Below are 22270 nucleotides of genomic sequence, written 5' to 3' on the forward strand. Positions count from 1 at the left end.
AGAGTACAAAAATGCTCTAGTCGAATCAAAACACCGAAGTAAAACGGGAAATATTATTCCCGTCGAAGTAAATGCTAACTATTTCGTATACAACGGTATCGGCTACAACATGGCATTAGTTCGAGATATTAGTGAGCGTAACCACAAAGAAGCCCTACTCCGTGATAATGAACAAAAATTTCTCAAAGCATTTATGAACAGTCCCGTTCCCCTTGCGATCAATGACCTCGAAACAAGCCGCTATATCGATGTAAACGATAGTTTTCTCACTTATACGGGGTATGAGAGAGAAGAGGTCATCAATCGCAACGCTTTTGACGGGATCAATATTTGGTATGATCTTGCAGATCGGGAGACTTTTTTTACTACCCTTCAAAAAAACGGTGTCATCCAAGATTTCGATTTTCGCTATAAACGTAAAGACGGCTCAACAGGATATGCATCCGTATCGGCGACACTGGTGAGTATTAACGGCAGAGCTTGTATCGTATCGCAAAACAATGAGATCACTGAACGCAAAAAGATGGAGCAAAAACTAGCGGAACGTGAACGCGAATTCCGAGCCCTTGCGGAGCAAACGCCCGATACCATCGCACGTTACGATCATGAGTGCAGACGCCTCTATGCCAATCCGGCTCTCTCTCACGCAATGGGGCTGAGCATTGAAGATATTATCGGGAAAAAACCCACCTCATATTTCGCTTCCCCGCAGGCAAAAGCCTACGAAGAAAAAATCAAAGAGGTGATAACCACAGGGGTTCAGGCTGAAATCGAGCATACGTGGCCGGATGCATCAGGGCGAATGCTTACAAGTTTAATACGCATCGTCCCTGAAACAAGTGAAGACGGTAATATACATAGTGTTCTGGCAACGGGACGTGATATTACGAGTCTCAAAGAGATCGAAAAACAATTATTAGAACAAAATCGCTTCCTCGAATCGCTATTGAACGCCATTCCGGTGCCGATCTTTTTAAAAGACAAAGAGACCCGATACAAAGGATTCAATAAAGCCTTCGAAGAGTTTTACGGCAAAAATAAAGAAGAGCTGATCGGAAAAGGAGTTTTTGACATCTTCCCTACGGAGCAAGCACAGGTATTTTTTGACGCAGACGCGGAGTTATTTCGCAATGGCGGGATCCAAATATACGAGACCCAATTGCGAGATGCACAAGGTATAGATCATACGGTGATGTTTCATAAAGCAATCTATTGTGACGCAGCAGGCGAAGCGCTAGGTCAAATCGGCACCATTTTAGACATTACTGAACGGAAAATACAAGAAGAGCTTTTGCTTCAAAAAGAGTTGGAATTCCGCTCTTTGGCAGAAAATTCTCCTGATGCTATTGTCCGATATGATTGTGACTTAAAAAGAGTCTATGTCAATCCGGCATACGAGCGTATAAACGGTATCACTCGAGGGGAGGCAATCGGAAAGAGTCCTGCACAGAAATCATGGGTTATTTCAAATTATGTTTCAACATACGAACAATATCTCAAAACAATCATTCAAACTAAAAAATCTTCAACTATTGAGCTTGCCTTTCAAGAAGAAAATGGAAAAACTATTTACTTAAACCAAAGAGGCGTAGCTGAATTAAATAGTGATGGTACCGTTAGAGGTGTTTTGACGGTTGCCAGCGATATAACTAAAACAAAACAACAAGAAGAACTATTACAACAAGCACTTGAATTTAGTGAAGAGATTATCAACACAATCCCTGATCTCCTTTTCGAATTAGACGCTGAGGGAACCTATCTCAACATCTGGGCGCAAGATGAGACCCTTTTAGCATCCCAAAAAAGCCATCTCATCGGAAAAAATATCCGTCACATATTGCCTCACGATTCGGCGGAGGTCTCGTTTCAAACCTTGCGAGAGGTAGATGAAGCAGGACAATCTATCGGAAATACGATGTATATCAATTTACCGGAGGGGAGAAAATACTTCGAACTCTCCGCATCAAAAAGAAAATCGAGCGGCACCTATATTATACTTTCTCGTGACATCACCGAACGAAAACATGCGGAACAGCAAATCGAACATATGGCTCACCACGATGCTCTTACAGGATTGGCGAATCGAACTCTTGCCAAAATTAAAGCCGAACAGATTATGGTGCATGCCAAACGCACAAATGCCAAAGCAGCGTTCCTTTTCATCGATCTTGACGGCTTCAAAGCGATCAATGATACGCTAGGTCATTCCGTAGGTGATTTGATGCTCAAAAACGTCTCGTCACGCCTCAAAGAGTCTATACGAGAGAGCGATACGATCAGTCGTCAGGGGGGCGATGAGTTTTTGTTAATCCTATCAGACATCCAAGAAAACGATGCTATCGTCTCGATAGCCAAAAAAATTCTCACGATATTGGAAAAACCGTTCGAGATAAACACCCATACCCTCTCTGTATCAGGCTCCATCGGAATAGCCCTTTACCCCGATCACGGTGAAACGTATGAAATGCTGCTCCAAAGTGCCGATACTGCAATGTATAAAGCCAAAGAATCGGGCAAAAACGGATACCATTTTTATACCCAGCAAATGAGCCAAAATATCCTCGACCAATTCAAGATCCAGAATGATCTCAAAAACGCACTAGAGAATAAGGAATTTATCCTTTTTTATCAACCGCAGATTGATCTATCCAGTAATCGTATTATTGGTGTTGAAGCCTTGATACGATGGCAACATCCAATGATGGGGATGATGCCGCCGATGAGCTTTATCCCGATTGCCGAGGGCAGTGGGCTGATCGTCCCCATCGGTCAATGGGTCATCGAAGAATCTTGTCGCCAAGCCGCACTTTGGCAAAAAATGGGGATTGAGCTTTGTGTTGCGGTTAATATCTCTGCAATGCAATTTAAACGGGGAAATCTCGAAGAGATTGTCAAAAATGCTCTCTTTGCTTCCCAAATCGATCCGCATCATCTCGAACTCGAACTTACCGAATCGATCATCATGCACGATGCAGATAACACGCTTCAATCGGTTCGTAACCTAAAAGCACTGGGTGTTCAACTCTCGATTGATGATTTCGGTACAGGGTATTCGAGCCTCTCGTACCTCAAGCGCTTTGCCGTCGATAAGCTGAAAATCGATCAATCGTTTGTTCGTGATATTTTACAGGATCGAGATGATGCCGCTATCGTCAAAACGATCATCCAAATGGCAAAAAACCTCAACCTCACCACTATTGCCGAGGGGGTGGAAAACCAAGAGGTACTCTCCATCATACAAGAGTTTGGATGCGACGAAGTACAAGGATACCATTTCGCCAAACCGATGAGCGCGGATGATTTTGAACTCTATCATACGAACTTTTATGGGAAAGAATCATAATGCCTATCCTTGAAAACCATACTCATCAGCTCGAAGAGGTAACTACAAAACTATCCGCTCTATTTTCTAGTATCCCCGATCTCATTTGGATGAAAGACGAAGCAGGTATTTATCTTTGCTGTAATGCGGCGTATGAAGATTTTTTAGGGGTAAAAGAAAACGAACTCATCGGTAAAAGTGATTATGATTTTTATAATCATGAATCAGCCGATTTTTGCAGACAAAGTGATGCAGAGGCGATCAGTGAAAAACGGCTCATCATCACCGAAGAGATGGTTATCTATCCCAAAGACAATACCCTAGGAATTATGGAGATACGCAAAGCTCCGATCTACCATCAAGACGGAAGACTTATGGGGACATTGGGAATAGCTCGTGATATTACAGAGCGAAAACAGATGGAGTCTAACCTCATCCAAAGGGAACAGGAATTCCGCTCTTTAGCTGAAAATGCAAAAGACCCTATCTATCGCTATGATCGTAACTGCCGTCGTACGTATGTCAATCCGGCGGTAGAACGTCTCAGCGGAAAACCCTCATCGATACTCTTGGGCAAAACACCCGCCGAAACGACACTTGTCCCTTCTGAGGATGTAGTCAAAGTGATGAAAAGCCTTGAGAAAGTCCTCCGATCAGGCGAACCGGATGAGATAGAAGTGAAATTTGTAAACGATGAAGGCTATGAGTACTATTTTCAGCACAGTCATGTTCCTGAATTCGGTATGGATGGAAGAATAGAGGGTATCCTCGCCATCGGAAGAGATATTACGGTTCAAAAACAGTTGCAAAAAGACCTCAATGCCCGTGAAGAGATGTTTCGTACCCTTGCGGAAAACTCTCCGAATATCATTATGCGTTATGACCATGAATGTCACCGTATTTATGCCAATCCGGCGTATTCTGAGCAAACCGGCATCCCCCTCGATGTAGCGCTCAATGCACTGCCGCAATCACAGTGGGGAGTTTATATCAATATGCTCTCAATGAGCGCAGAAGAGTATCAAGAACGCATAAAATCGGTTATTGCTAGCGGTGAGGATGACCATTTTACGGTTGAATGGTATCGTATGAATGACGGTGGACATGTGATTCATGATTTGCACTTGGTCGCTGAACGTGACGACACCGGTGCCATCATCGGAGCATTGGCTATCGGGCATAATATTACTAAACGCAGCATGATCGAAAAACAGATTGAGCACATGGCGCATCATGATGCTCTCACGGGATTACCGAACCGTGTCCTTGCCCAAGATCGGATGGAGCAAACCATCACATCTGCAAAGAGACATGAAAACAAAGCCGCCCTGATTTTTATCGATTTAGATGGGTTTAAAACCATCAATGACTCGTTAGGGCACTCCGTGGGGGACGCTATGTTACAAAGTGTCGCATCACGCCTCAAAGAGTGTATCCGAGAGAGTGATACCCTCAGCCGTCAGGGGGGAGACGAGTTTCTCCTCATACTACCCGACATTAACGACAAAGAGGATGTCATTGCAATCGCCGACAAACTTATCCATGCGTTCGAACAACCGTTCGCTCTCCAAAACCATCTCCTTTCCGCCTCAGCATCTATCGGTATTGCCATCTACCCTGATCACGGAGATAGTTTTGAATCACTTCTCAAAAGCTCCGATACCGCGATGTACAAAGCGAAAGAATCAGGTAAAAACACCTATCGATGCTTTACCCGAGCGATGAACCAAAATATCACCGGACAATTTAAAATCCTCAGTGACCTCAAAAGTGCTCTCAAAAATAATGAATTTATCCTCCATTATCAACCGCAAATCGATTTGTCTACCAACACTATCACAGGAGTTGAGGCATTAATACGATGGAATCATCCGCATCTGGGAATGATCCCTCCGATGAGCTTTATCCCGATAGCTGAAGAGAGTGGGCTGATCGTCCCTATCGGGGAGTGGGTCATCGAAGAAGCATGCCGCCAAGCGGCTTATTGGCATAGTAATGGTATCACTATTAATGTTGCCGTTAATACATCCGCAATGCAATTTAAAAGGGGAAATCTCGAAATCGTTGTAAAAAATGCACTCAAACTATCGGGATTAAATCCTCGATTTTTTGAATTGGAACTCACAGAATCAACTATGATGCACAATATTGAAAGTACACTTCAATCAGTCCAATCACTCAAAGCGCTGGGAATTCAACTCTCCATTGATGACTTCGGAACGGGGTATTCGTCTTTGGCATATCTAAAACGTTTTGCCGTCGATAAACTCAAAATAGATCAATCTTTTATTCGAGATCTTATGCAGGATCAAGAAGATGTTGTCATCGTCAGTACCATTATCCAAATGGCAAAAAATCTCAACCTTAAAACCATTGCCGAAGGGGTCGAGAACCAAGAAGTATTGAATATTTTACAACGTTTCAAATGTGACGAAGTACAAGGGTATCATTTCGCCAAACCTCTCGAAGCCTCAGAATTTGAACACTTTCATACCCACTTTAACAATGGATACAAGGAGTAACCATGAGCCCTCATCCTTTGAAAAAATCAAACTACCTTAACATTGATACAAAATCATACGAGCAGCACCGCCTTGCCGTGCTTGAACATTTTTTAGATCGGATCAAAGATCAAATTATCCTTGTAACCGAAGAGGGACAGTTGATGTATATCAACCAAGTAGCTTGCCGCGTTTTGGGATACAGCCGAGATGAGCTTTTATCGATGAGCATCTCTGACATCGATGCCCACTATCAGCTTGAGCATTGGAGAGAACATTGGGAGTTTTTAAAACTGAACCATGCACAGACATTTGAAACCGCTCATATCTCCAAAGAGGGAAAACAGATACCGGTAGAAGTTCATGCAAGCTATTTTCTCTATGAGGGATCAGCATACAACCTCTCTATCGTCCAAGACATCACAGAACGCAAACGCACGGAAAAATTGCTTCGAAAAAAAATTAAAAACTGGACAAAAACTACCTAAATAAATCGCTTAAAACCGCCAACGCACCCTTATAAATCGGCTCGTCGACAAACCCGTATCGCTCATCCACGAATCCGCTGATCCCGCGCGTCGAGTGTTCTTCAAACAACCTGATGATGTCTCGGCATCGCTCTATTTCCGCTTCAGAGTGTCCGAAAATCTCATGGATGAGACTCACTTGAGCGGGAGAGATACACCCTTTGGCATCAAATCCGATCATTTTCTCCAACTCCAGCCAATTTCGGAGTCCGTCGTGGTTTTTGTAATCTTGATAAACAAATGAAACGGGTTTGACTCCACACGCACGGCTTGTCATCAGAAAATGAGAGAGTATATACTGAACCACAGGATTATCGGGAAGTAAAAGACTCTGAGAGAGTCCCAAATCGGCGAACAGATCAAGAACACCCAGATAAAATACCTTTATCCGAGAATCAATCGCCAATGTCCCCATTGCCAACCACGCCTCTTTCGTCTCTATCGAGAGATGGATTTCGATCCCCTCATCCACCAATTCCAAGACACGGCGAACCTCTTCAACACTCCGTATTTTCGGTATACGGATTGCATCAGGCATATACGGGTTGAGAAACACTATCTCCTCCTCGCCCCCCTCACCGAGCGGATTGACACGAACGACCAATTTTTTATCGATCACGGGATTCGAAGCCAATGCCATCGCACACAGCACGAGCGCATAGGGCTTTTGCTCCGCACTTACCCCGTCTTCGAGATTGAGCATCAGACACTCTGCTTCGAGAGTCGGGATTTTAGAGAGGTGTTTAAGGTTATGGGTGGAGACCATCATCGCCGAGCGAAACGATAGTGTCGTGTTGAGACGACGTTTTATAGGGTTTACCAACGTTTTAAGGGTGGAAAGATCACCCGCTTCGATCAGATCATTTAGCTTTTGGAGGTTGTTGAGCGGCACGTTTAAACTCCTCGCGATGGAGATAATAGTAGAGCGTTTGGATTTCGGTATCGGTGAGATAATAGCGTGGCATACCTACGATACGGCTGTTGAGTTTCAAATAAAAATCTCGAAACGGAAGTTTACGAAGCGGTTTTCCGGCAAATACTTTTTTCTCACCTTCATCACGGTAATGGGCGATCAGCTTCCCCTCCCCCTCTTCACCGTGACACAGTTGACACCCTACTCCGCGTGGGTTATGATAGAGACCTGCGGCATACTCTTCTTTCGTAATAAACGACTCCCCATACGAAAGTGTAAAGGTCAAAAATAGTAGAAAAACCCCGCGCACCTGATCCCTTTAACCAAATATTAGTCTTTTATCGGTATCATACCCAAAAACAATTTGACGGTGATTAAATGCAAATTCTTGACGGTAAAGCGCTCGCACAAAAAATCGAAGAAAAAGTCTCTATCGGAGCCAAAGAACTCAAAGTCAAAACAGGACGTGTTCCAGGGTTGGCGGTGATTTTGGTAGGACATGATCCAGCGAGCCAAGCCTACGTCGGGATGAAGAAAAAAGCATGCGACCGTGCCGGATTTTACTCTGTAACCCACGAAATGCCCGATGATATTTCCCAAGATGCCATCGTCAAAACCATCGAAATGATGAATACCAATCCCAATATCGACGGAATTTTGATCCAGCTTCCCCTCCCAAAACATATCGATACCACCAAAATCCTCGAAATAGTCGCTCCGACTAAAGACGTTGACGGATTCCACCCTTACAATGTCGGACGCCTCACGACAGGATTGGACGGATTTGTTCCCTGCACTCCGCTGGGTGTTATGGAACTTTTGAGCGAATACAACATCGATCCCAAGGGTAAAAACTGTTGTGTCGTCGGAGCGTCCAACATCGTAGGAAAACCGATGGCATCGCTCTTGCTCAATGCCAACGCAACCGTTGAAATCTGCCACATCTTCACCGATGATTTGAAAAAACACACCCTCAACGCTGATATTATCCTCGTCGGTGCGGGAGTTATCAATCTGATCCGTGAGGATATGGTCAAAGAAGATGCGATTGTGATCGACATCGGGATTAATCGTGCTCCTGATGGTCGCCTCGTCGGAGATGTCGATTACGACGCTGTTGCCCCTAAAACCTCTTATATCACTCCGGTACCGGGAGGAGTGGGACCGATGACCATCGCAATGCTCCTCTCCAACACCCTCAAAGCCGCACAAATTCACGCACAAGAAGAGAACTGATTTTGAAGAAAAAAATATTTAATGGGCTCCATAGCGCTTATCGTTTTTCCAATACATGGACAGGGACGATTATCATCGTTTTATTTGTCATCTTTTTCATCGCTCAAGCGTTCCGTATCCCCAGCGGATCGATGAAAGATTCTCTCCTCGTCGGAGATCATCTGTTTGCCAAAAAATTTGCCTACGGTATCTCAACCCCTCATCTTCCATTTCTCGAAATCCCTCTCATTCCGGGGACGGATGGGCATATTATCGATGGAGCAGAACCGAAGCGCGGTGATATTGTCATTTTCCGCTATCCGAATAATCCACAGATGCACTACGTTAAACGCTGTGTTGCATTAGCGGGTGATGAACTTTTCTTACAAGACAAAGTCCTCTATCTCCACCCTAGAGAAGGGAATGAGTACGCGGCAAAAGCGTTTGCCGGCTATGAGCTGATTACCGTGGATGGAAAAACATGGGTTAAAGATCCTTATACCAAAGAACATCCGGGTATCCATCACGACGATCATATCGTTAACGATGGGATGATGCCTAGCGAAATCTTTAACTTTGCCCCGATCCAAGTGCCGGAAAAACAGTACTTTATGATGGGTGATAATCGAGACCACTCCAATGACAGCCGATTTTGGGGAGCCGTACCGTACGGTTTGATCGAAGGGACACCGTGGTTTGTTTACTTCAGCCTAAATGCTGATTATGAAGTCCGCTGGGATCGTATCGGAAAAACACCTACCGATTTAGAACAAGCAGAACCGCTAAAACGTGCCGTTATCGAGCGAGTACGCGAAGACGAAGCCGCCGCAAACAAACATGAGCTTTATTGAACCGCTCGAAATCGCTGCGGCGATAATCGCTTTACTTATCGCCATCATCGGTCATGAGATCATGCACGGATGGGTTGCCTATAAATACGGCGATACTACCGCTAAAAATCAAGGGCGCTTAAGTATCAACCCACTGATTCATATCGACCCGTTCGGATCGATCCTCGTACCGCTTATGACCTATTTCATCCCCATGTTGCTCGGAGCTGAGAGCGGATTTTTATTCGGTTGGGCAAAACCGGTTCCGGTCAATACCCATACCGTACTCCGTAACGGCGGCTATAATGCCGCGATGCAGGTAAGTTTGGCAGGGATTGCGTACAACATCTTTTTAGCAACCCTCGCTTCCGTTGTCCTCGTTTCACTCGCTCAACCGAGTGAATCCGATAGTCTATTGTATATTTTCGGTTACCTTTTTGTGATGAAGCTTCTTTTGATCAATGTCGTCCTCGCCGTCTTTAACCTCCTCCCTATTCCGGGATTTGACGGCGCCCATTTCATTACCTACATGAGTCTCAAATATAAGATACGTGCCGTTGCCGAATTTTTCGTCAAAGCCGAACCTTATGGAATGATTGCTATTATCATCATATTGGTTACACCGCTCAAAATTCCGTTGGTCATCTGGCCGATCAATGCGGTCTTACATCTATTATTGAACTAAGGAGAGTTATGAAATTTTACGTTGCCACCGACCACGCCGGAATCGATATGAAAGATTTTACCGTCGAGCTCCTCCGTTCAAAAGGACATGAGGTAATCGATTTAGGACCATTTGACAAAGAGCGTGTCGATTATCCCGATTATGCGGTAAAAGTGTGTGAAAATGTCCTCGCCGATCCTGCTTCTCAGGGGATTTTGATCTGCGGTTCAGGAATCGGAATGTCTATGGCGGCGAACCGCCATCACGGTATCCGAGCCGCACTGTGCCACGATGCTTACACCGCAACCGTTGCTCGCGGTCATAATGATGCGAATGTTTTGTGCTTCGGTGAACGCATTGTGGGTCAAGGGGTAGCCGAATCGATCCTCGATGCGTGGATTGCGGGAGTATTCGAAGGGGGTCGCCACTGCGGCCGCGTGGATAAAATTGAGGCAATCAAAGGATAAGGTATGTTTTTAGAGTGGTCATTACTCACCATCGTTACCCTTGGGGCACTTTTCTTTCTCGTCAAAATGTTCTATTTTCGGAGCATCACTGTTAAAGAACAGCGAACCAGCGAGATGATGAAACTCACCCTCAAAGAGGCTGAAGTACTGATCCGAAAATACCAAATACAGCTTCAACGCGCACTGGGGAACGTAGACATCCTCAGCGAAGAGCTAAACAATCTTCGCAACGAAGTGAAATCGCTCAAACAACGTAACTCTAAACATCGTTCCGAAACCGACCGCCTCCAAAACAAAATCAAAGAGCTCGAAGGGCGTATCGACGCACTTATTTAAAAGGAAACCTTTATGAATCTTACCATTAATGATAGAGCCATTTTAATCAACGCCATTCGCGACATCCCCGATTTCCCGAAACCGGGAATCGTGTTTAAAGACATTACGACCCTCCTAAGCGACGGTGAAGCGTTCGGTGTCTTGATGCGCCATCTGCATGAACGCTATGCGTCCTATGACCTTACCCACGTAGCAGGGATCGATGCACGCGGCTTTATCTTCGGTGCCGCGTTAGCCCAAATGCTCGGAGTCGGATTCGTCCCGATCCGTAAAAAAGGGAAACTCCCCTACACCACCGTATCGGAAAAATACTCCCTCGAATACGGCGTGGATGAAGTGGAAATCCATATTGACGCATTCGCTACGACAGAAAAACCCCGTGTATTATTGATCGATGATTTGATCGCGACGGGGGGAACCGCGTATGCAGCCGCAAACCTTATCAACAAAGTGGGTGCCGAGTGTATCGAAGCGTGTTTTGTCATGGGTCTGGATTTTTTAAGCGGTCAGAGCAAACTTCGTGAATTGGTTGAAGTCTATACCGTGATCGGAGTCGACTAATGTATATCCCATCCCCTTCCAAATTTGATCCGGTTGACGGACATTTCGGCATTTTCGGAGGACGCTATGTCCCTGAAACCCTTATGCCCGCCCTCTTGGAACTCGAAGCAGCGTATAAAGAGATCCGTTTTGATGAGACCTTTTGGAGTGAGGTAGACGGCTATCTGCGTGATTACGTCGGTCGTCCGAGCCCGCTGTATTACGCCGCAAACCTCTCCGAAGAGCTAGGGGCTAAAATCTACCTCAAACGCGAAGATTTGAACCACACGGGGGCGCATAAAGTCAACAATGTTATCGCCCAAGGGCTGATGGCAAAACGTTTGGGTAAGAAAAAAGTGATCGCCGAAACGGGAGCGGGTCAGCACGGCGTTGCGACGGCAACCATTGCCGCCTTGCTCGGTTTGGAGTGCGAAATTTTTATGGGTGCCAAAGACGTTGCCCGACAAGAGCTGAACGTTTTCCGTATGAAACTCCTCGGAGCCAAAGTTCACGCCGTAGAGAGCGGATCTAAAACCCTCAAAGATGCGATGAACGATGCAATCCGCCACTGGGTTACCCATGCACGCGATACGTTTTATATCATCGGTACCGTTGCGGGACCGCACCCCTATCCGATGATGGTACGCGATTTTCAGGCGATTATCGGGTGTGAAGCACGTGCGCAAATCTTGGAAAAAGAGAACCGACTGCCGGATTACGTCATTGCCTGTATCGGCGGAGGATCCAATGCCATCGGAATCTTCCAACACTTCCTCGAAGACAAAGAGGTTCGCTGTGTCGGAATCGAAGCGGGAGGACTCGGAGTCGATACCGACAAACACGGCTGTTCGCTCCTCAAAGGGCGTCCGGGAGTATTACACGGTCAAATGAGCTACCTCCTCCAAGACGACGACGGACAGATTCTCGAGGCCCACTCCATCTCAGCAGGGTTGGATTATCCGGGGATCGGACCTGAACACGCCTTTCACAAAGATAACGATAACGTCACTTATGACAATATCACCGATGCCGAAGCGCTCGATGCATTCGTCTGGCTATCTCGTGCAGAGGGGATTATCCCTGCATTTGAGAGTTCTCATGCTGTCGCGTACCTGAAAAAAATGACCGACATTAAAGACAAACTCATTATCGTCAATCTCTCCGGTCGCGGAGACAAAGATATGATGCAAGCCAAACAAATTTTGAATTTCGATAATTAAAGGAGATTAGTGGAGCATTTATTTATCGAATGGTTGAGAGAATATGGCTATATCGTCCTTTTCGGATGGAGTATTTTAGAGGGTGAACTTGGACTTGTTATGGCTGGGATCATGGCACATACCGGAGATATGATCTTACCTATCGCGATCATAGTCGGTGCGCTGGGGGGATTTGTCGGCGATCAGATCTATTTTTATATCGGACGATTTAACAAAGCCTATATTCACGATAAACTCCGTGCTCAACGTCGTAAATTCGCTATTGCCCATCTCCTCCTCAAAAAATACGGCTGGCCGCTTATTTTCGTGCAACGCTATATGTACGGAATGCGAACCGTTATCCCAATGGCAATAGGACTTACCAAATATTCCTCACGTGATTTTGCGATCATCAACTTCGTCAGTGCTCTTTTTTGGGCATCATTGACCATTATACCCGCCTATTATTTCGGAGATGAACTACTTAAACTCCTCGCGTGGATCAAGAGTCACTGGTATTTTGCTATTCCGTTAGTATTAACGATTGTCGGAAGTATCGCATTTACCTTTAACCGCATCGAAAAAAATCTTTTGGAGAAACGCCGTGAACGTCAAACTCTATAACCAACCCGTATCCTCACTTAATGCCGATTTGACATTGGAATTTGTCACACCTGCACAATTTGAAACACACCCGCATAAAACGCTTCTGACACAGGCAGGATTTAAAGCTGAAGCAGAGCAACTATGTACATTGCATGAGCATCGTCTCCTCGTCTGCGCCATCACAGAAGAGAGCAATGAACTGTACCGATCTATCATGGCATCAGCACTCAAAGCAGCTATGGGCTACGGCTATGCATCTCTAAGAGTTGCGATTACCAAAGAGAACGTAAACGCTCTGGTCGATGGGGTGATATTAGGGGGGTACAAATTTGAATCCTATAAATCAGACCCGAAAAGCACACCACTCAAAGATATTATGTTTGCCAATGAATCCGCAGAGCATTTTGAAGCATTAGAGTCCCTTTTCAACCAAAGTGTAACGATTGCCAAAGCGACCAATTTCGTCCGTAACTTGGTCAACCAAACCCCATACGATATGACCCCTCAAGCGATGGCGGTTGCGGCAGATGCTTTAGCTTCTTCCAATAATCTCGAATGCACTATCCTAGATGTCACCGCTCTTGAGGATGAAAAGATGAACGCCATGCTCGCCGTCGGCCGTGCATCCATCAACCCTCCCCGTCTTATCCATCTTGCCTACAAACCGGCAAACCCTAAAAAAGTGATCACCCTCGTGGGCAAAGGGCTCACCTACGACAGCGGCGGGCTCAGCCTCAAAGCCGCCGCTTCGATGGTGACAATGAAAATGGATAAAGCGGGAGCGTGTGCCGTAATGGGGATCATCAAAGCGGTGAGCGAGCTAAAACTCGACATCGAAGTGCACGCGTTTGTCGGAGCGGTCGAGAACATGATCGGCGGAAACGCCTACAAACCCGATGACGTTCTCCGTGCCAAAAATGGCAAAACCATCGAAGTGCGCAACACCGATGCCGAAGGTCGACTCGTCCTCGCCGATGTTTTGGGGTATGCTCAAGAGAACGTCAAAGCCGATTATATCTTCGACTACGCGACCCTCACAGGTGCGTGTATGGTCGCTCTGGGACCTTATACGACAGGGGTTATGGGGCACAACGAATCGCTCAAACAAGAGTGGCTCAGCGCGGCAGAGCAAAGCGGTGAATACTGCGGAAACCTCCCCTTCAACCGCCACCTCAAAAAACTGATCAAAAGCGACCTCGCTGACGTCTGCAACGTCTCTAGTAAACCTTACGGCGGAGCGATCACCGGCGCCCTCTTTCTCGATAACTTCATCGATGAGGATATGAAAGAGAAATGGGTTCATTTCGACATCGCAGGTTCTGCCTACACCGAAAGCGCATGGGATGTTCACACCTATGGCGGAACGGGTGCGGGTGTGCGAATGAGCATGGAATGGCTACTAAAATTAAATACACAAGGAAATAATTAATGGGATTATCAATCGGACTCGTCGGACTACCAAACGTCGGAAAATCAACCACCTTTAACGCACTTACCAAAGCACAAAACGCCGAAGCGGCAAACTACCCGTTCTGTACGATCGAACCGAACAAAGCAACCGTTCCGGTACCTGATGTCCGTTTGAATGAACTCGCTAAAATCGTTAATCCTGAGCGTATCCAGTACTCGACCCTCGATTTCGTCGACATCGCCGGTCTCGTCAAGGGTGCGAGTAAAGGTGAAGGGTTGGGGAATAAGTTTCTCTCCAACATCCGCGAAACCGAAGTGATCTTGCAAATCGTCCGCTGTTTCGAAGATGATAATATCGTTCACACCGAGGGGCGTATCGATCCGTTGCTTGACGTCGAGATCATCGAGAACGAACTGATCTTCGCCGACATCGAAGTGTTGACCAACCGTATCGAACGCCTCAAAAAACAGGCGAAAAACGAAAAAGATGCCGCCGCTATGATGACTTTTGCCGAAGAGTTGGCGGAATTTTTGGCGGAGGGGAACCTCGCCCGCAATTTCCCGAAAGCGGACAGCGAAATGTATGAAAAATTGATGAGCGAAGTACGCCTTTTGAGTGCCAAAGAGATCATGTACGGTGCGAATGTCGATGAAGACGGTCTAACCGAAGACAACGAATACGTCGTACGTCTCCGCGAACACGCCGCAAAACACGGCTGTGAGGTAATCAAGCTTTGTGCAAAAATCGAAGAAGAGCTCGTCGGTATGGAAGATGATGAGCGTGACGAATTCCTACGTGATATGGGTGTCGAAGAATCAGGGCTAGAGCAAATCATCCGTAAAGGGTTCGATAAACTCGGACTTATGAGCTACTTCACTGCGGGTGTCAAAGAAGTCCGCGCCTGGACGATCCACAAAAATACTACTGCCCCTAAAGCGGCGGCTGTTATCCATAACGACTTCGAAAAAGGGTTTATCCGTGCTGAAGTGATCGCTTATGTGGACTTCGTAGCCTGTGGCGGTGAAGCAAAATCCAAAGAAGCGGGGAAAATGCGTTTGGAAGGTAAAGAATATATTGTGCAAGATGGTGATATTATGCACTTTAGATTTAATGTATAATTAGTTACAAAACTTTTTTTTAAGGAGTATTTAATGCCTCTAAAGTATTCCGGTCCAAAGCCTCTTATCTCAGCTCATGGGGTCACTTTTGATCTAAACAAAGAAGATAAATTTATTTATCTGAGTATTGTTGCAGAGCTTATACAGGCATTAAATCATGAATATGAAGGTGGGAAACGCTACACCTACCTCACCTCCAATAAACCCCTAGATACCGATCGCATTATAGAGCTGATCCGAAATAATGATCCATTGCTGGATCAAGAGATCAAAGAACGACAAAAGATAGTAGAACAAGAAATCAAAGAAGAGCTTGATCGGGCACACGAGAATAAAGTTCTGTGTGAAGAAGAGAAAGAGGTATTGATTAAAAACATCAACCTTCTTCGTGACTACCGGATCAACCGTTCAGTCAATAAAACCGTCTATTACAGCGGTATCGCTTCGCTTGCCCATATCATCCAACAGGGGCATATCGATCGGATTTACGCACCGATGTTTCCAAAATTCAACCACGTCTTTCATTCGATCCAAGGGGCATTGGTCAAACTTCATCCACCGATTGACAGTGAAATTGAAATCTACGAGCAAGACGGACATCTGAGTGTCCGACTCGACATCCTCTTTAGGACTTAAGACGCCCGATCGTTTGGGCGAATCGTACATTGTGCCCGCTTGAGATACCGAGTTCCACCATATCTTTTTCACATAGCATTACGATAGTAGAGCCCATTCGAAAACATCCGAAATCGTCCCCTTTGCTCAGATAAAGATCTTTATAGCTGTATTGACTTGGGGTAAGTGTTGTATTGGTTCGGATACGAGGTTCAAAACTCACTTCCATCTCCCCGACATTCAATGCCCCGACCAAAATAAGGAAAAACCGTTTTCCCTCAGAGTTCAAACACTCCAAAATAACCCGCTCATTTTCGATAAAAAGATTCATCTGTTTTTTGAGAGAAGGGATATTGACGGGATAGAGTTTTCCCGGAATATGAACCGCACGCAGAACCTGCATATCGATAGGAGCGTGATAACGGTGATAGTCGCGCGGAGAGAGATAAAAGTTGACAAAAAGACCGTTGTGGACACTTTTTTTCGAATCGGCGGTGATCCCATCGCCCAATACGCCATCAACACTGTAGCTCATCCCTTTGATTTGTAACGCAAGATCCTCTTCAATCACTCCGCATTCGGTAATCAGGGAATCACACGGGCTGATCATATCGAGAGGATCGGTTGAGTACTTTCTCATATGACGAAATTTTCGGGTAAAAAGAGCGTTCAGAGTCGGATACGATTCCAGCGCATCAAAATCAGACATGTCCAATCCCATCGAACGTACATAGGTACGATTAATGAAGTTTTGAAATCTTTTTCCGTGCTCTTTAGAGGCAAAACGACCAAAAGATTGGGACAATGCCGAGGTAAAATGCTGTTTCATAATTACTCCTGTGATTCATCAGTTTGGATTGGGCGTTTAGCGATCTCTTCGATCAACACGGTGGCATAACACCCTTTTGGAAGGGTAAAATGGAGTTCAAACCATGCATCGTTCTCTTTGTACTCCCCCTCGATCTCTTCAGGGAAAATCCAGCCGTAACGACGTGCTCCGTCTATGCCGCTGGTAATAGCGTCATACTCTTTTTCGATGCTCTCCGCGAATGAGGCGGCACGAGTAGCGCGCTTGCCGCTGAGCAAACCCGTAACCGAAATATCACGCTTTGAAAAACGATCCACTTCTTCATCAGACTCATAATGGAAAATTTTACCGTAAGGATAGTGCATCATCACGTCCCCGTGGATCAGTTTGAACGGATGCTTTTGAGATTTCATCGCTTGCAACTCCTCTTTAGGAAGAGGTAAAACACTGCTAAGTTCATCGATCCCGAAGCTCTCAATGAGTTTGGAAATCTGAACACGACGGCTGAGCCAATCGTTGAATAGATAGCTTTGATAGGCGTTGACATAGAACTGCGCCAGCTTTTTATTCCGCTCTTTCAGTTCTCCTGCCAATATCGCTTGCCCCTTTTTATAGTTCTCTCCGTCAATCCCGAAACGCTGAAAACCGAAATAGTTCGGCATCCCCTGTTTTTTGATCATTTTGAGAGCTTCTTGAATTTTAAAGGCAGCGGTCGGATTGACTTTTTTGAGACGGATAAAAAATCGATTCCCTTTTAGGTGTCCCACACGGATTTTATTGTTATGGTACATTTTTTCGAGAATTTTAATCCCTTCATGCTCGAAATTCTCCAAAGCACTCTCGTATTTACGGGGAATAGAGATGTATTGTTTGGTTTGGGCATTTTTATCTTTGAGACCGGCATATCCGATGTCACGCCCTTTGATTCCAAGGTGGTTACTGAAAATATCAATCATCTGCCATGTAGAGAGGTTCTTTTTACGAACATGCAGAACCAGATGTTCCCCCTCACCGCTAAAAGGGTACAGAGGTATTTCGTCAACGACAAAATCACGCGGAGATTGTCGAAAATGAAACTCGATTGAGCTGTGGGGGAGGTAATATTGACGTTCCATGAAACTCCTAAAAATGATGCGACTTGCATCGATTGGTATATTTTCCGCGTACCGCATGAGCGACGATCGTTAGCGGCGTTCGTGTCCGCCCCGCTATACGACGAATGGCATTACGCTTTGCAGGGGAAAAAGCGATAAGCATTTCATACTCTTCCCCACTGCAGCGAACTCTTTTCGGGATTTTTTTATCCCACTGCATCCCCAGCCGATTTGCACGAGTGAGCTTTTCGACATCACTGCACAACCCATCCGAAATATCGAGCCCGCATCGAAGATAACGGCGAGCCTGTGAAACAAAACTCTGACGCAGTTTGGGAGCAACAAATCGACTTTTGGAATGCACTTTCCCCCCCGCCATCAGATAGCGAAGTCCTCGTAATGATTTACCGATTTCCCCTGTATAGGCGATAAGATCACCTTGTTTCAACCCTTTACGCAATAACGGATCGGTTGCATATGAGATTATCGTAATAGAGAGATCGAGCTTGGTGTTACCGATCGTATCACCGCCGATGATTTCCATACCGTATTCCGATGCCGCGGTGCGAATCCCCGAAGAGAGCTCGTTCATTTCGTTTAAGGAGAACGATTTCGGCATCCCGATCCCCAAAAGGGCGTAACGGGGAATAGCATTCATCGCAATCGCATCCGAAATGTTAACCATCATCGCTTTATACCCGATTTGAAACGGACTCAGCCAGTGACGCTTAAAATGGACATTTTCAAAAAAAAGATCTTTACTGTAAATCCACTCCCCTGCAACCGCACCGTCATCACCGATGCGGCTTTTTTGGGAACTAAATGTGGAAATAAAATAATTTTCTACGTTCAAGTTCACGATCCATTCTAAATAATAATACGATTATAGTCGATATGAGATTACAGAAGCGTTAAATTGTAATATTTATTAACGTGTGCTAAAATATTTTCTAACAATTTAGCGGTATACTTCGTAAATTATTTAAACCTATAAATGGGAGGAAGAATAGTGCTTTTATCGATCCAAAAAATTTTTACCAATTTAAAAACAGCATTATTCATACTTACCGCTGTCGCTATTGTATTAACACTTCAGCTATTCCAAATCACAAACTTCAGCGACCGTTTGGGGGAACTCAAAAAACAACGTCTATTGATCGATAAAATCGTTCATAGCGATCTGAGTGATCCTAAAATGGCTTCCATTCTGATCAACGGTTCCCTATCCGAAATCGCGTTGTCAATTAAACTCTCCAGTAGCGAAGGGATGTTGGACTCATTCATCACCGCTAATGAAGAAAATGCTTCTATAGTACCCTCACTAGTAGCCTCTTCTCAAGCTTTTTCGGAGAGCGCCCTAAGTTGGTCCGAATCACTCCCTATCTCACGGGACTCCCGCCATACCCAAATGATAAACTCGCGTAATGCCTTTTTAGGGGAGATCGATCGGATGGTCGATCACCAAATCTACCTGCTAAATACATCAGTTGAGATGGCGAAAATAACGACATTAACCCTGCTAACTCTTATTATATTCGTGTTTCTTTTTTACCGTTCTCGTCTAAATCAAATCTACAGCGATATTGATAAGGTATGCGCACTCGACACAAACGGGGAAGCAAAAATAGTATTAACAAAAGAGATGGATTTCATCCAAAAACGGCTGGCACGCCGAACCATACAAGCACCTTCTGCGTGTTCAGGGCTTATCAACCCCGCAAGCGGATTAAACAATTTCAAAGGGCTTATGACGGTTTTTAATGCTAAAAAATCGAGTCGAGCGAGTAATACCATCTTTTTAGCCGTTTTTGAAATCGATCAATATGCCTCATTAATCAAATCCCTTTCCAAAGAAGACAGCGGTAATCTGTTCAAAAAAATCGGTGACATTATCGCTTTGTATGAACAGCCGCTTGACATTACTGCCCATTTGGATGATGATCATATCGTTTTTGTCATGTCGCGCAACAGCAAAAAAATCGCGCTGGAAGATTGTGAAAAGATTATCCATACGGTGGAGCAATCAGGCTTCAATACCGTAACAGGAGTCATCAAAGTGACTCTCAGTGGAGGATTTCTCCTCAAAATTCCTGTCAAATCGATTGATGAAGCGATTCAAGACGCTCTAAAATTGGTGGAAAAAGCCAAAGAAAACGGTGGAAACCGTATCGCACAACTTCGTGAACAATCCGATTCTTATCGTTAAACTTTTATTATCATGTAACTTTTCCACCCATCATGGGTGACTCAAAACCTCATTCTGTTACTATTTTGGACAACATTGAACACTTTCATTCCCCATACCCATCTATAAACCTTTTTAATCTTGCCCAAGGAGCGGCGCGCTATAATCGTTCACAGATTTTATGAACAAGGAAGGCGTATGAGTATTCCCATTTATACTTATGATGCGGTTATTGTCGGAGCGGGACTAGCTGGATGTGCTGCCGCTCGCGAATTGCAAAAAGCCGGCAAAAAAGTTGCCGTCGTCACAAAACTTCACCCGTTGCGTAGTCACTCCGGTGCAGCGCAGGGGGGGATCAATGCGGCATTCAGCGATGCTGATAGCGTAGAGCTCCATGAGTTCGATACCGTCAAAGGATCTGACTACCTCGCAGACCAAGACGTTGTCCAATTTATGTGTGAAAAAGCACCTGAAACGATCCGTTGGGCTGAACGTATGGGTGCGGCATTCAGCCGAAACGAAGACGGAACCATTGCTCAACGTCCGTTCGGAGGGCAATCGTCTCCGCGTGCCTGTTTTGCAAAAGACCGAACAGGGCTTACCCTTCTTCAAACGATTTATGAGCAAGCATTCCGTGAAGGGGTCGAATTTTGGGATGAGTGGTACGTAGCCGATTTGTTGTATAACGACGGAAAAGTATACGGTGTTGCCGCCTATAATATCCGAAACTCTGAAAAAGCGATCTTCAATGCCAAAGCGGTCATGTTCGCAACCGGCGGATACGCTCGTGCATTCAAAATCAACTCTAACGCTCACGCCAATACAGGTGACGGTCTCTCGCTCGTAGCACGCCACGGTCTTCCTCTCGAAGATATGGAGTTCGTACAATTCCACCCGTCAGGGCTTTCCGGAAACGGTGTTTTGATCTCCGAAGCGGCTCGCGGTGAGGGGGGGAAACTTCTCAACTCACTCGGTGAGCGTTTTATGGAAAAATACGCACCGAACGCAATGGAACTCGCATCACGCGACGTTGTAGCCCGTGCTATCATCCAAGAGATCCGTGAAGGACGCGGTGTAGGGCCTCGTAAAGATGCCGTTTACATCGATCTCGTCCATTTGGGCAAAGAGAAGATCATGGAACGTCTTCCGGAACTTCGCGACCTCGCGATCACCTTCCTCGGACTTGATATGATCAAAGAACCGATTTTGATCTCGGCAACGGCTCACTATTCTATGGGCGGTATCCCGATGGACAAACACGGTCACGTTCGCAAAAACAATACCGAATTTGTCGAGGGCTTCTACGCAGCGGGTGAATGTTCATGTTCAAGCGTTCACGGAGCTAACCGTCTGGGAGCGAACTCCGTTCTCGAAGCATTGCTATTTGGCCGTTTCGTCGGTAAAACGATGGTAGAAGAAGTTGATTCTATCGCTCTTCACCACGCTACCGAAGAAGATGCACAGCGCATGATCGATGAAATGAACTGGGTTCTCACCAATAACGGTCAAGAATCAGTATCAGCACTTCGCGAAGAGCTTCAACAATCGATGACCGACAATGCCGGTGTTTTCCGTACCGCGGAAACGTTGCAAGCACAAATGGGGATTCTGAACGATTTACGAAACCGTTATAAAAACATCCGTATTGCCGACACCTCAAAAATTTTCAATACCGAGCTTCAAGAGGCGATCGAGTTCGGGCATATGCTCGATTATTCACTTTTCATCGTAGCCAGTGCATTAGATCGTAAAGAGAGCCGCGGAGCCCACTTTCGTGAAGATTTCCCGACACGTGATGATGAAAATTTCTTGAAACACACCATGGCATACATGGATGAAAACGGCACTATCAAACTTGACTACATGGACGTTACCCTCGGTCGCCATGAACTCAAAGCCAGATCATATTAAGGAGAACG

At 45.5% G+C, this 22270-nt stretch carries 21 protein-coding genes; 16 read left to right on the forward strand and 5 right to left on the reverse strand.

Translation table 11 applies throughout. The features are described 5' to 3' along the window. The 3 genes from VFW36_RS02935 to VFW36_RS02945 form a co-directional block, all read left to right on the forward strand. Positions 1 to 3343 (forward strand): PAS domain S-box protein (locus VFW36_RS02935; protein WP_329657320.1); only part of this gene is annotated, 3343 nt, incomplete at its 5' end. After that, positions 3343 to 5844, forward strand: coding sequence for a sensor domain-containing protein (locus VFW36_RS02940; RefSeq protein ID WP_329657321.1), 2502 nt, complete (start codon positions 3343 to 3345; stop codon positions 5842 to 5844). The genes VFW36_RS02935 and VFW36_RS02940, both read left to right, overlap by 1 nt. A 2-nt stretch (positions 5845 to 5846) precedes the next feature. Further along, positions 5847 to 6311: a PAS domain S-box protein gene (locus VFW36_RS02945; RefSeq protein ID WP_329657322.1), complete on the forward strand. Its 465-nt coding sequence runs from the start codon at positions 5847 to 5849 to the stop codon at positions 6309 to 6311. On the opposite strand, the gene VFW36_RS02950 is transcribed toward VFW36_RS02945, so the two are convergent. Both VFW36_RS02950 and VFW36_RS02955 read right to left on the reverse strand, forming a co-directional pair. Beyond that, positions 6304 to 7242, reverse strand: a complete 939-nt coding sequence (locus tag VFW36_RS02950) for an HpcH/HpaI aldolase/citrate lyase family protein (RefSeq protein ID WP_329657323.1) — start codon at positions 7240 to 7242, stop codon at positions 6304 to 6306. The two genes, VFW36_RS02945 and VFW36_RS02950, sit on opposite strands and share 8 nt — an antisense overlap. Continuing rightward, a complete protein-coding gene (locus tag VFW36_RS02955; protein WP_329657324.1) occupies positions 7211 to 7573 on the reverse strand; it encodes a cytochrome c in 363 nt (120 codons plus the stop codon). Before VFW36_RS02955 ends, VFW36_RS02950 begins: the two co-directional genes overlap by 32 nt. A 68-nt stretch (positions 7574 to 7641) precedes the next feature. Between VFW36_RS02955 and folD the strand changes: the two genes are divergently transcribed. The 11 genes from folD to VFW36_RS03010 are packed head-to-tail and all read left to right on the forward strand — an operon-like array spanning position 7642 to position 16285. Next, positions 7642 to 8499 (forward strand): bifunctional methylenetetrahydrofolate dehydrogenase/methenyltetrahydrofolate cyclohydrolase FolD, encoded by an 858-nt coding sequence (gene folD / locus VFW36_RS02960; RefSeq protein WP_329657325.1) that lies wholly within the window; start codon positions 7642 to 7644, stop codon positions 8497 to 8499. Next, entirely contained in the window at positions 8496 to 9329 is an 834-nt protein-coding gene (gene lepB / locus VFW36_RS02965) for a signal peptidase I (protein WP_329657356.1), read from the forward strand. The genes folD and lepB overlap by 4 nt, the downstream gene beginning before the upstream one ends. Continuing rightward, positions 9316 to 9993, forward strand: coding sequence for a site-2 protease family protein (locus tag VFW36_RS02970; RefSeq protein WP_329657326.1), 678 nt, complete (start codon positions 9316 to 9318; stop codon positions 9991 to 9993). Before lepB ends, VFW36_RS02970 begins: the two co-directional genes overlap by 14 nt. An 8-nt stretch (positions 9994 to 10001) precedes the next feature. Next, on the forward strand, positions 10002 to 10439 hold the full coding sequence (gene rpiB, locus VFW36_RS02975; protein ID WP_329657327.1) for a ribose 5-phosphate isomerase B: 438 nt from the start codon (positions 10002 to 10004) through the stop codon (positions 10437 to 10439). A 3-nt stretch (positions 10440 to 10442) separates the two neighbouring features. Further along, entirely contained in the window at positions 10443 to 10775 is a 333-nt protein-coding gene (locus VFW36_RS02980) for a hypothetical protein (RefSeq protein ID WP_294894237.1), read from the forward strand. A gap of 12 nt (positions 10776 to 10787) precedes the next feature. Continuing rightward, positions 10788 to 11336, forward strand: a complete 549-nt coding sequence (locus VFW36_RS02985) for an adenine phosphoribosyltransferase (RefSeq protein WP_329657328.1) — start codon at positions 10788 to 10790, stop codon at positions 11334 to 11336. Next, the gene (trpB, locus tag VFW36_RS02990; RefSeq protein WP_329657329.1) at positions 11336 to 12535 is read left to right on the forward strand and encodes a tryptophan synthase subunit beta; all 1200 of its coding nucleotides are present in this window, start codon (positions 11336 to 11338) and stop codon (positions 12533 to 12535) included. The genes VFW36_RS02985 and trpB overlap by 1 nt, the downstream gene beginning before the upstream one ends. Positions 12536 to 12544: 9 nt before the next feature. Next, positions 12545 to 13138, forward strand: a complete 594-nt coding sequence (locus VFW36_RS02995; protein ID WP_329657330.1) for a DedA family protein — start codon at positions 12545 to 12547, stop codon at positions 13136 to 13138. After that, positions 13119 to 14549: a leucyl aminopeptidase gene (locus VFW36_RS03000; protein ID WP_329657331.1), complete on the forward strand. Its 1431-nt coding sequence runs from the start codon at positions 13119 to 13121 to the stop codon at positions 14547 to 14549. Before VFW36_RS02995 ends, VFW36_RS03000 begins: the two co-directional genes overlap by 20 nt. Continuing rightward, positions 14549 to 15649 carry a redox-regulated ATPase YchF gene (gene ychF, locus VFW36_RS03005; RefSeq protein WP_329657332.1) on the forward strand — a complete coding sequence of 367 codons (1101 nt, stop codon included), beginning with the start codon at positions 14549 to 14551 and terminating at the stop codon, positions 15647 to 15649. Before VFW36_RS03000 ends, ychF begins: the two co-directional genes overlap by 1 nt. Positions 15650 to 15682: 33 nt before the next feature. Beyond that, on the forward strand, positions 15683 to 16285 hold the full coding sequence (locus VFW36_RS03010; RefSeq protein ID WP_329657333.1) for a hypothetical protein: 603 nt from the start codon (positions 15683 to 15685) through the stop codon (positions 16283 to 16285). Here the strand turns inward: VFW36_RS03010 and VFW36_RS03015 are convergent. Genes VFW36_RS03015 through VFW36_RS03025 form a run of 3 tightly spaced genes read right to left on the reverse strand, consistent with a single transcriptional unit; the run spans position 16275 to position 19025 of the window. After that, complete coding sequence (locus VFW36_RS03015; RefSeq protein ID WP_329657334.1) at positions 16275 to 17093, reverse strand: phosphatidylserine decarboxylase; 819 nt, start codon at positions 17091 to 17093, stop codon at positions 16275 to 16277. The two genes, VFW36_RS03010 and VFW36_RS03015, sit on opposite strands and share 11 nt — an antisense overlap. 2 nt (positions 17094 to 17095) lie before the next feature. Next, positions 17096 to 18187 (reverse strand): tRNA pseudouridine(13) synthase TruD, encoded by a 1092-nt coding sequence (gene truD / locus VFW36_RS03020; RefSeq protein ID WP_329657335.1) that lies wholly within the window; start codon positions 18185 to 18187, stop codon positions 17096 to 17098. Between the two features lie 7 nt (positions 18188 to 18194). Next, positions 18195 to 19025, reverse strand: coding sequence for a thiamine-phosphate kinase (locus VFW36_RS03025; RefSeq protein WP_329657336.1), 831 nt, complete (start codon positions 19023 to 19025; stop codon positions 18195 to 18197). Positions 19026 to 19175: 150 nt separating this feature from the next. On the opposite strand from VFW36_RS03025, the gene VFW36_RS03030 reads away from it, so the two are divergent. Both VFW36_RS03030 and sdhA read left to right on the forward strand, forming a co-directional pair. Beyond that, positions 19176 to 20372 carry a hypothetical protein gene (locus tag VFW36_RS03030; protein WP_329657337.1) on the forward strand — a complete coding sequence of 399 codons (1197 nt, stop codon included), beginning with the start codon at positions 19176 to 19178 and terminating at the stop codon, positions 20370 to 20372. A gap of 177 nt (positions 20373 to 20549) precedes the next feature. Further along, positions 20550 to 22262 (forward strand): succinate dehydrogenase flavoprotein subunit, encoded by a 1713-nt coding sequence (sdhA, locus tag VFW36_RS03035; protein ID WP_329657338.1) that lies wholly within the window; start codon positions 20550 to 20552, stop codon positions 22260 to 22262. Positions 22263 to 22270: the final 8 nt, after the last annotated feature.

The sequence above is a fragment of the Sulfuricurvum sp. genome (assembly GCF_036279695.1).
In the GTDB taxonomy this organism is placed as follows: domain Bacteria; phylum Campylobacterota; class Campylobacteria; order Campylobacterales; family Sulfurimonadaceae; genus Sulfuricurvum.

Excerpts from the sequence above, each read along its gene's own strand:
- truD (WP_329657335.1), bottom strand. The coding sequence starts at position 18,187 with ATGGAACGTCAATATTACCTCCCCCACAGCTCAATCGAGTTTCATTTT.
- VFW36_RS02940 (WP_329657321.1), top strand. The coding sequence starts at position 3,343 with ATGCCTATCCTTGAAAACCATACTCATCAGCTCGAAGAGGTAACTACA.
- sdhA (WP_329657338.1), top strand. The coding sequence starts at position 20,550 with ATGAGTATTCCCATTTATACTTATGATGCGGTTATTGTCGGAGCGGGA.
- folD (WP_329657325.1), top strand. The coding sequence starts at position 7,642 with ATGCAAATTCTTGACGGTAAAGCGCTCGCACAAAAAATCGAAGAAAAA.
- VFW36_RS02945 (WP_329657322.1), top strand. The coding sequence starts at position 5,847 with ATGAGCCCTCATCCTTTGAAAAAATCAAACTACCTTAACATTGATACA.
- VFW36_RS02985 (WP_329657328.1), top strand. The coding sequence starts at position 10,788 with ATGAATCTTACCATTAATGATAGAGCCATTTTAATCAACGCCATTCGC.
- trpB (WP_329657329.1), top strand. The coding sequence starts at position 11,336 with ATGTATATCCCATCCCCTTCCAAATTTGATCCGGTTGACGGACATTTC.
- VFW36_RS02970 (WP_329657326.1), top strand. The coding sequence starts at position 9,316 with ATGAGCTTTATTGAACCGCTCGAAATCGCTGCGGCGATAATCGCTTTA.
- rpiB (WP_329657327.1), top strand. The coding sequence starts at position 10,002 with ATGAAATTTTACGTTGCCACCGACCACGCCGGAATCGATATGAAAGAT.
- VFW36_RS03015 (WP_329657334.1), bottom strand. The coding sequence starts at position 17,093 with ATGAAACAGCATTTTACCTCGGCATTGTCCCAATCTTTTGGTCGTTTT.
- VFW36_RS03010 (WP_329657333.1), top strand. The coding sequence starts at position 15,683 with ATGCCTCTAAAGTATTCCGGTCCAAAGCCTCTTATCTCAGCTCATGGG.
- ychF (WP_329657332.1), top strand. The coding sequence starts at position 14,549 with ATGGGATTATCAATCGGACTCGTCGGACTACCAAACGTCGGAAAATCA.
- VFW36_RS02980 (WP_294894237.1), top strand. The coding sequence starts at position 10,443 with ATGTTTTTAGAGTGGTCATTACTCACCATCGTTACCCTTGGGGCACTT.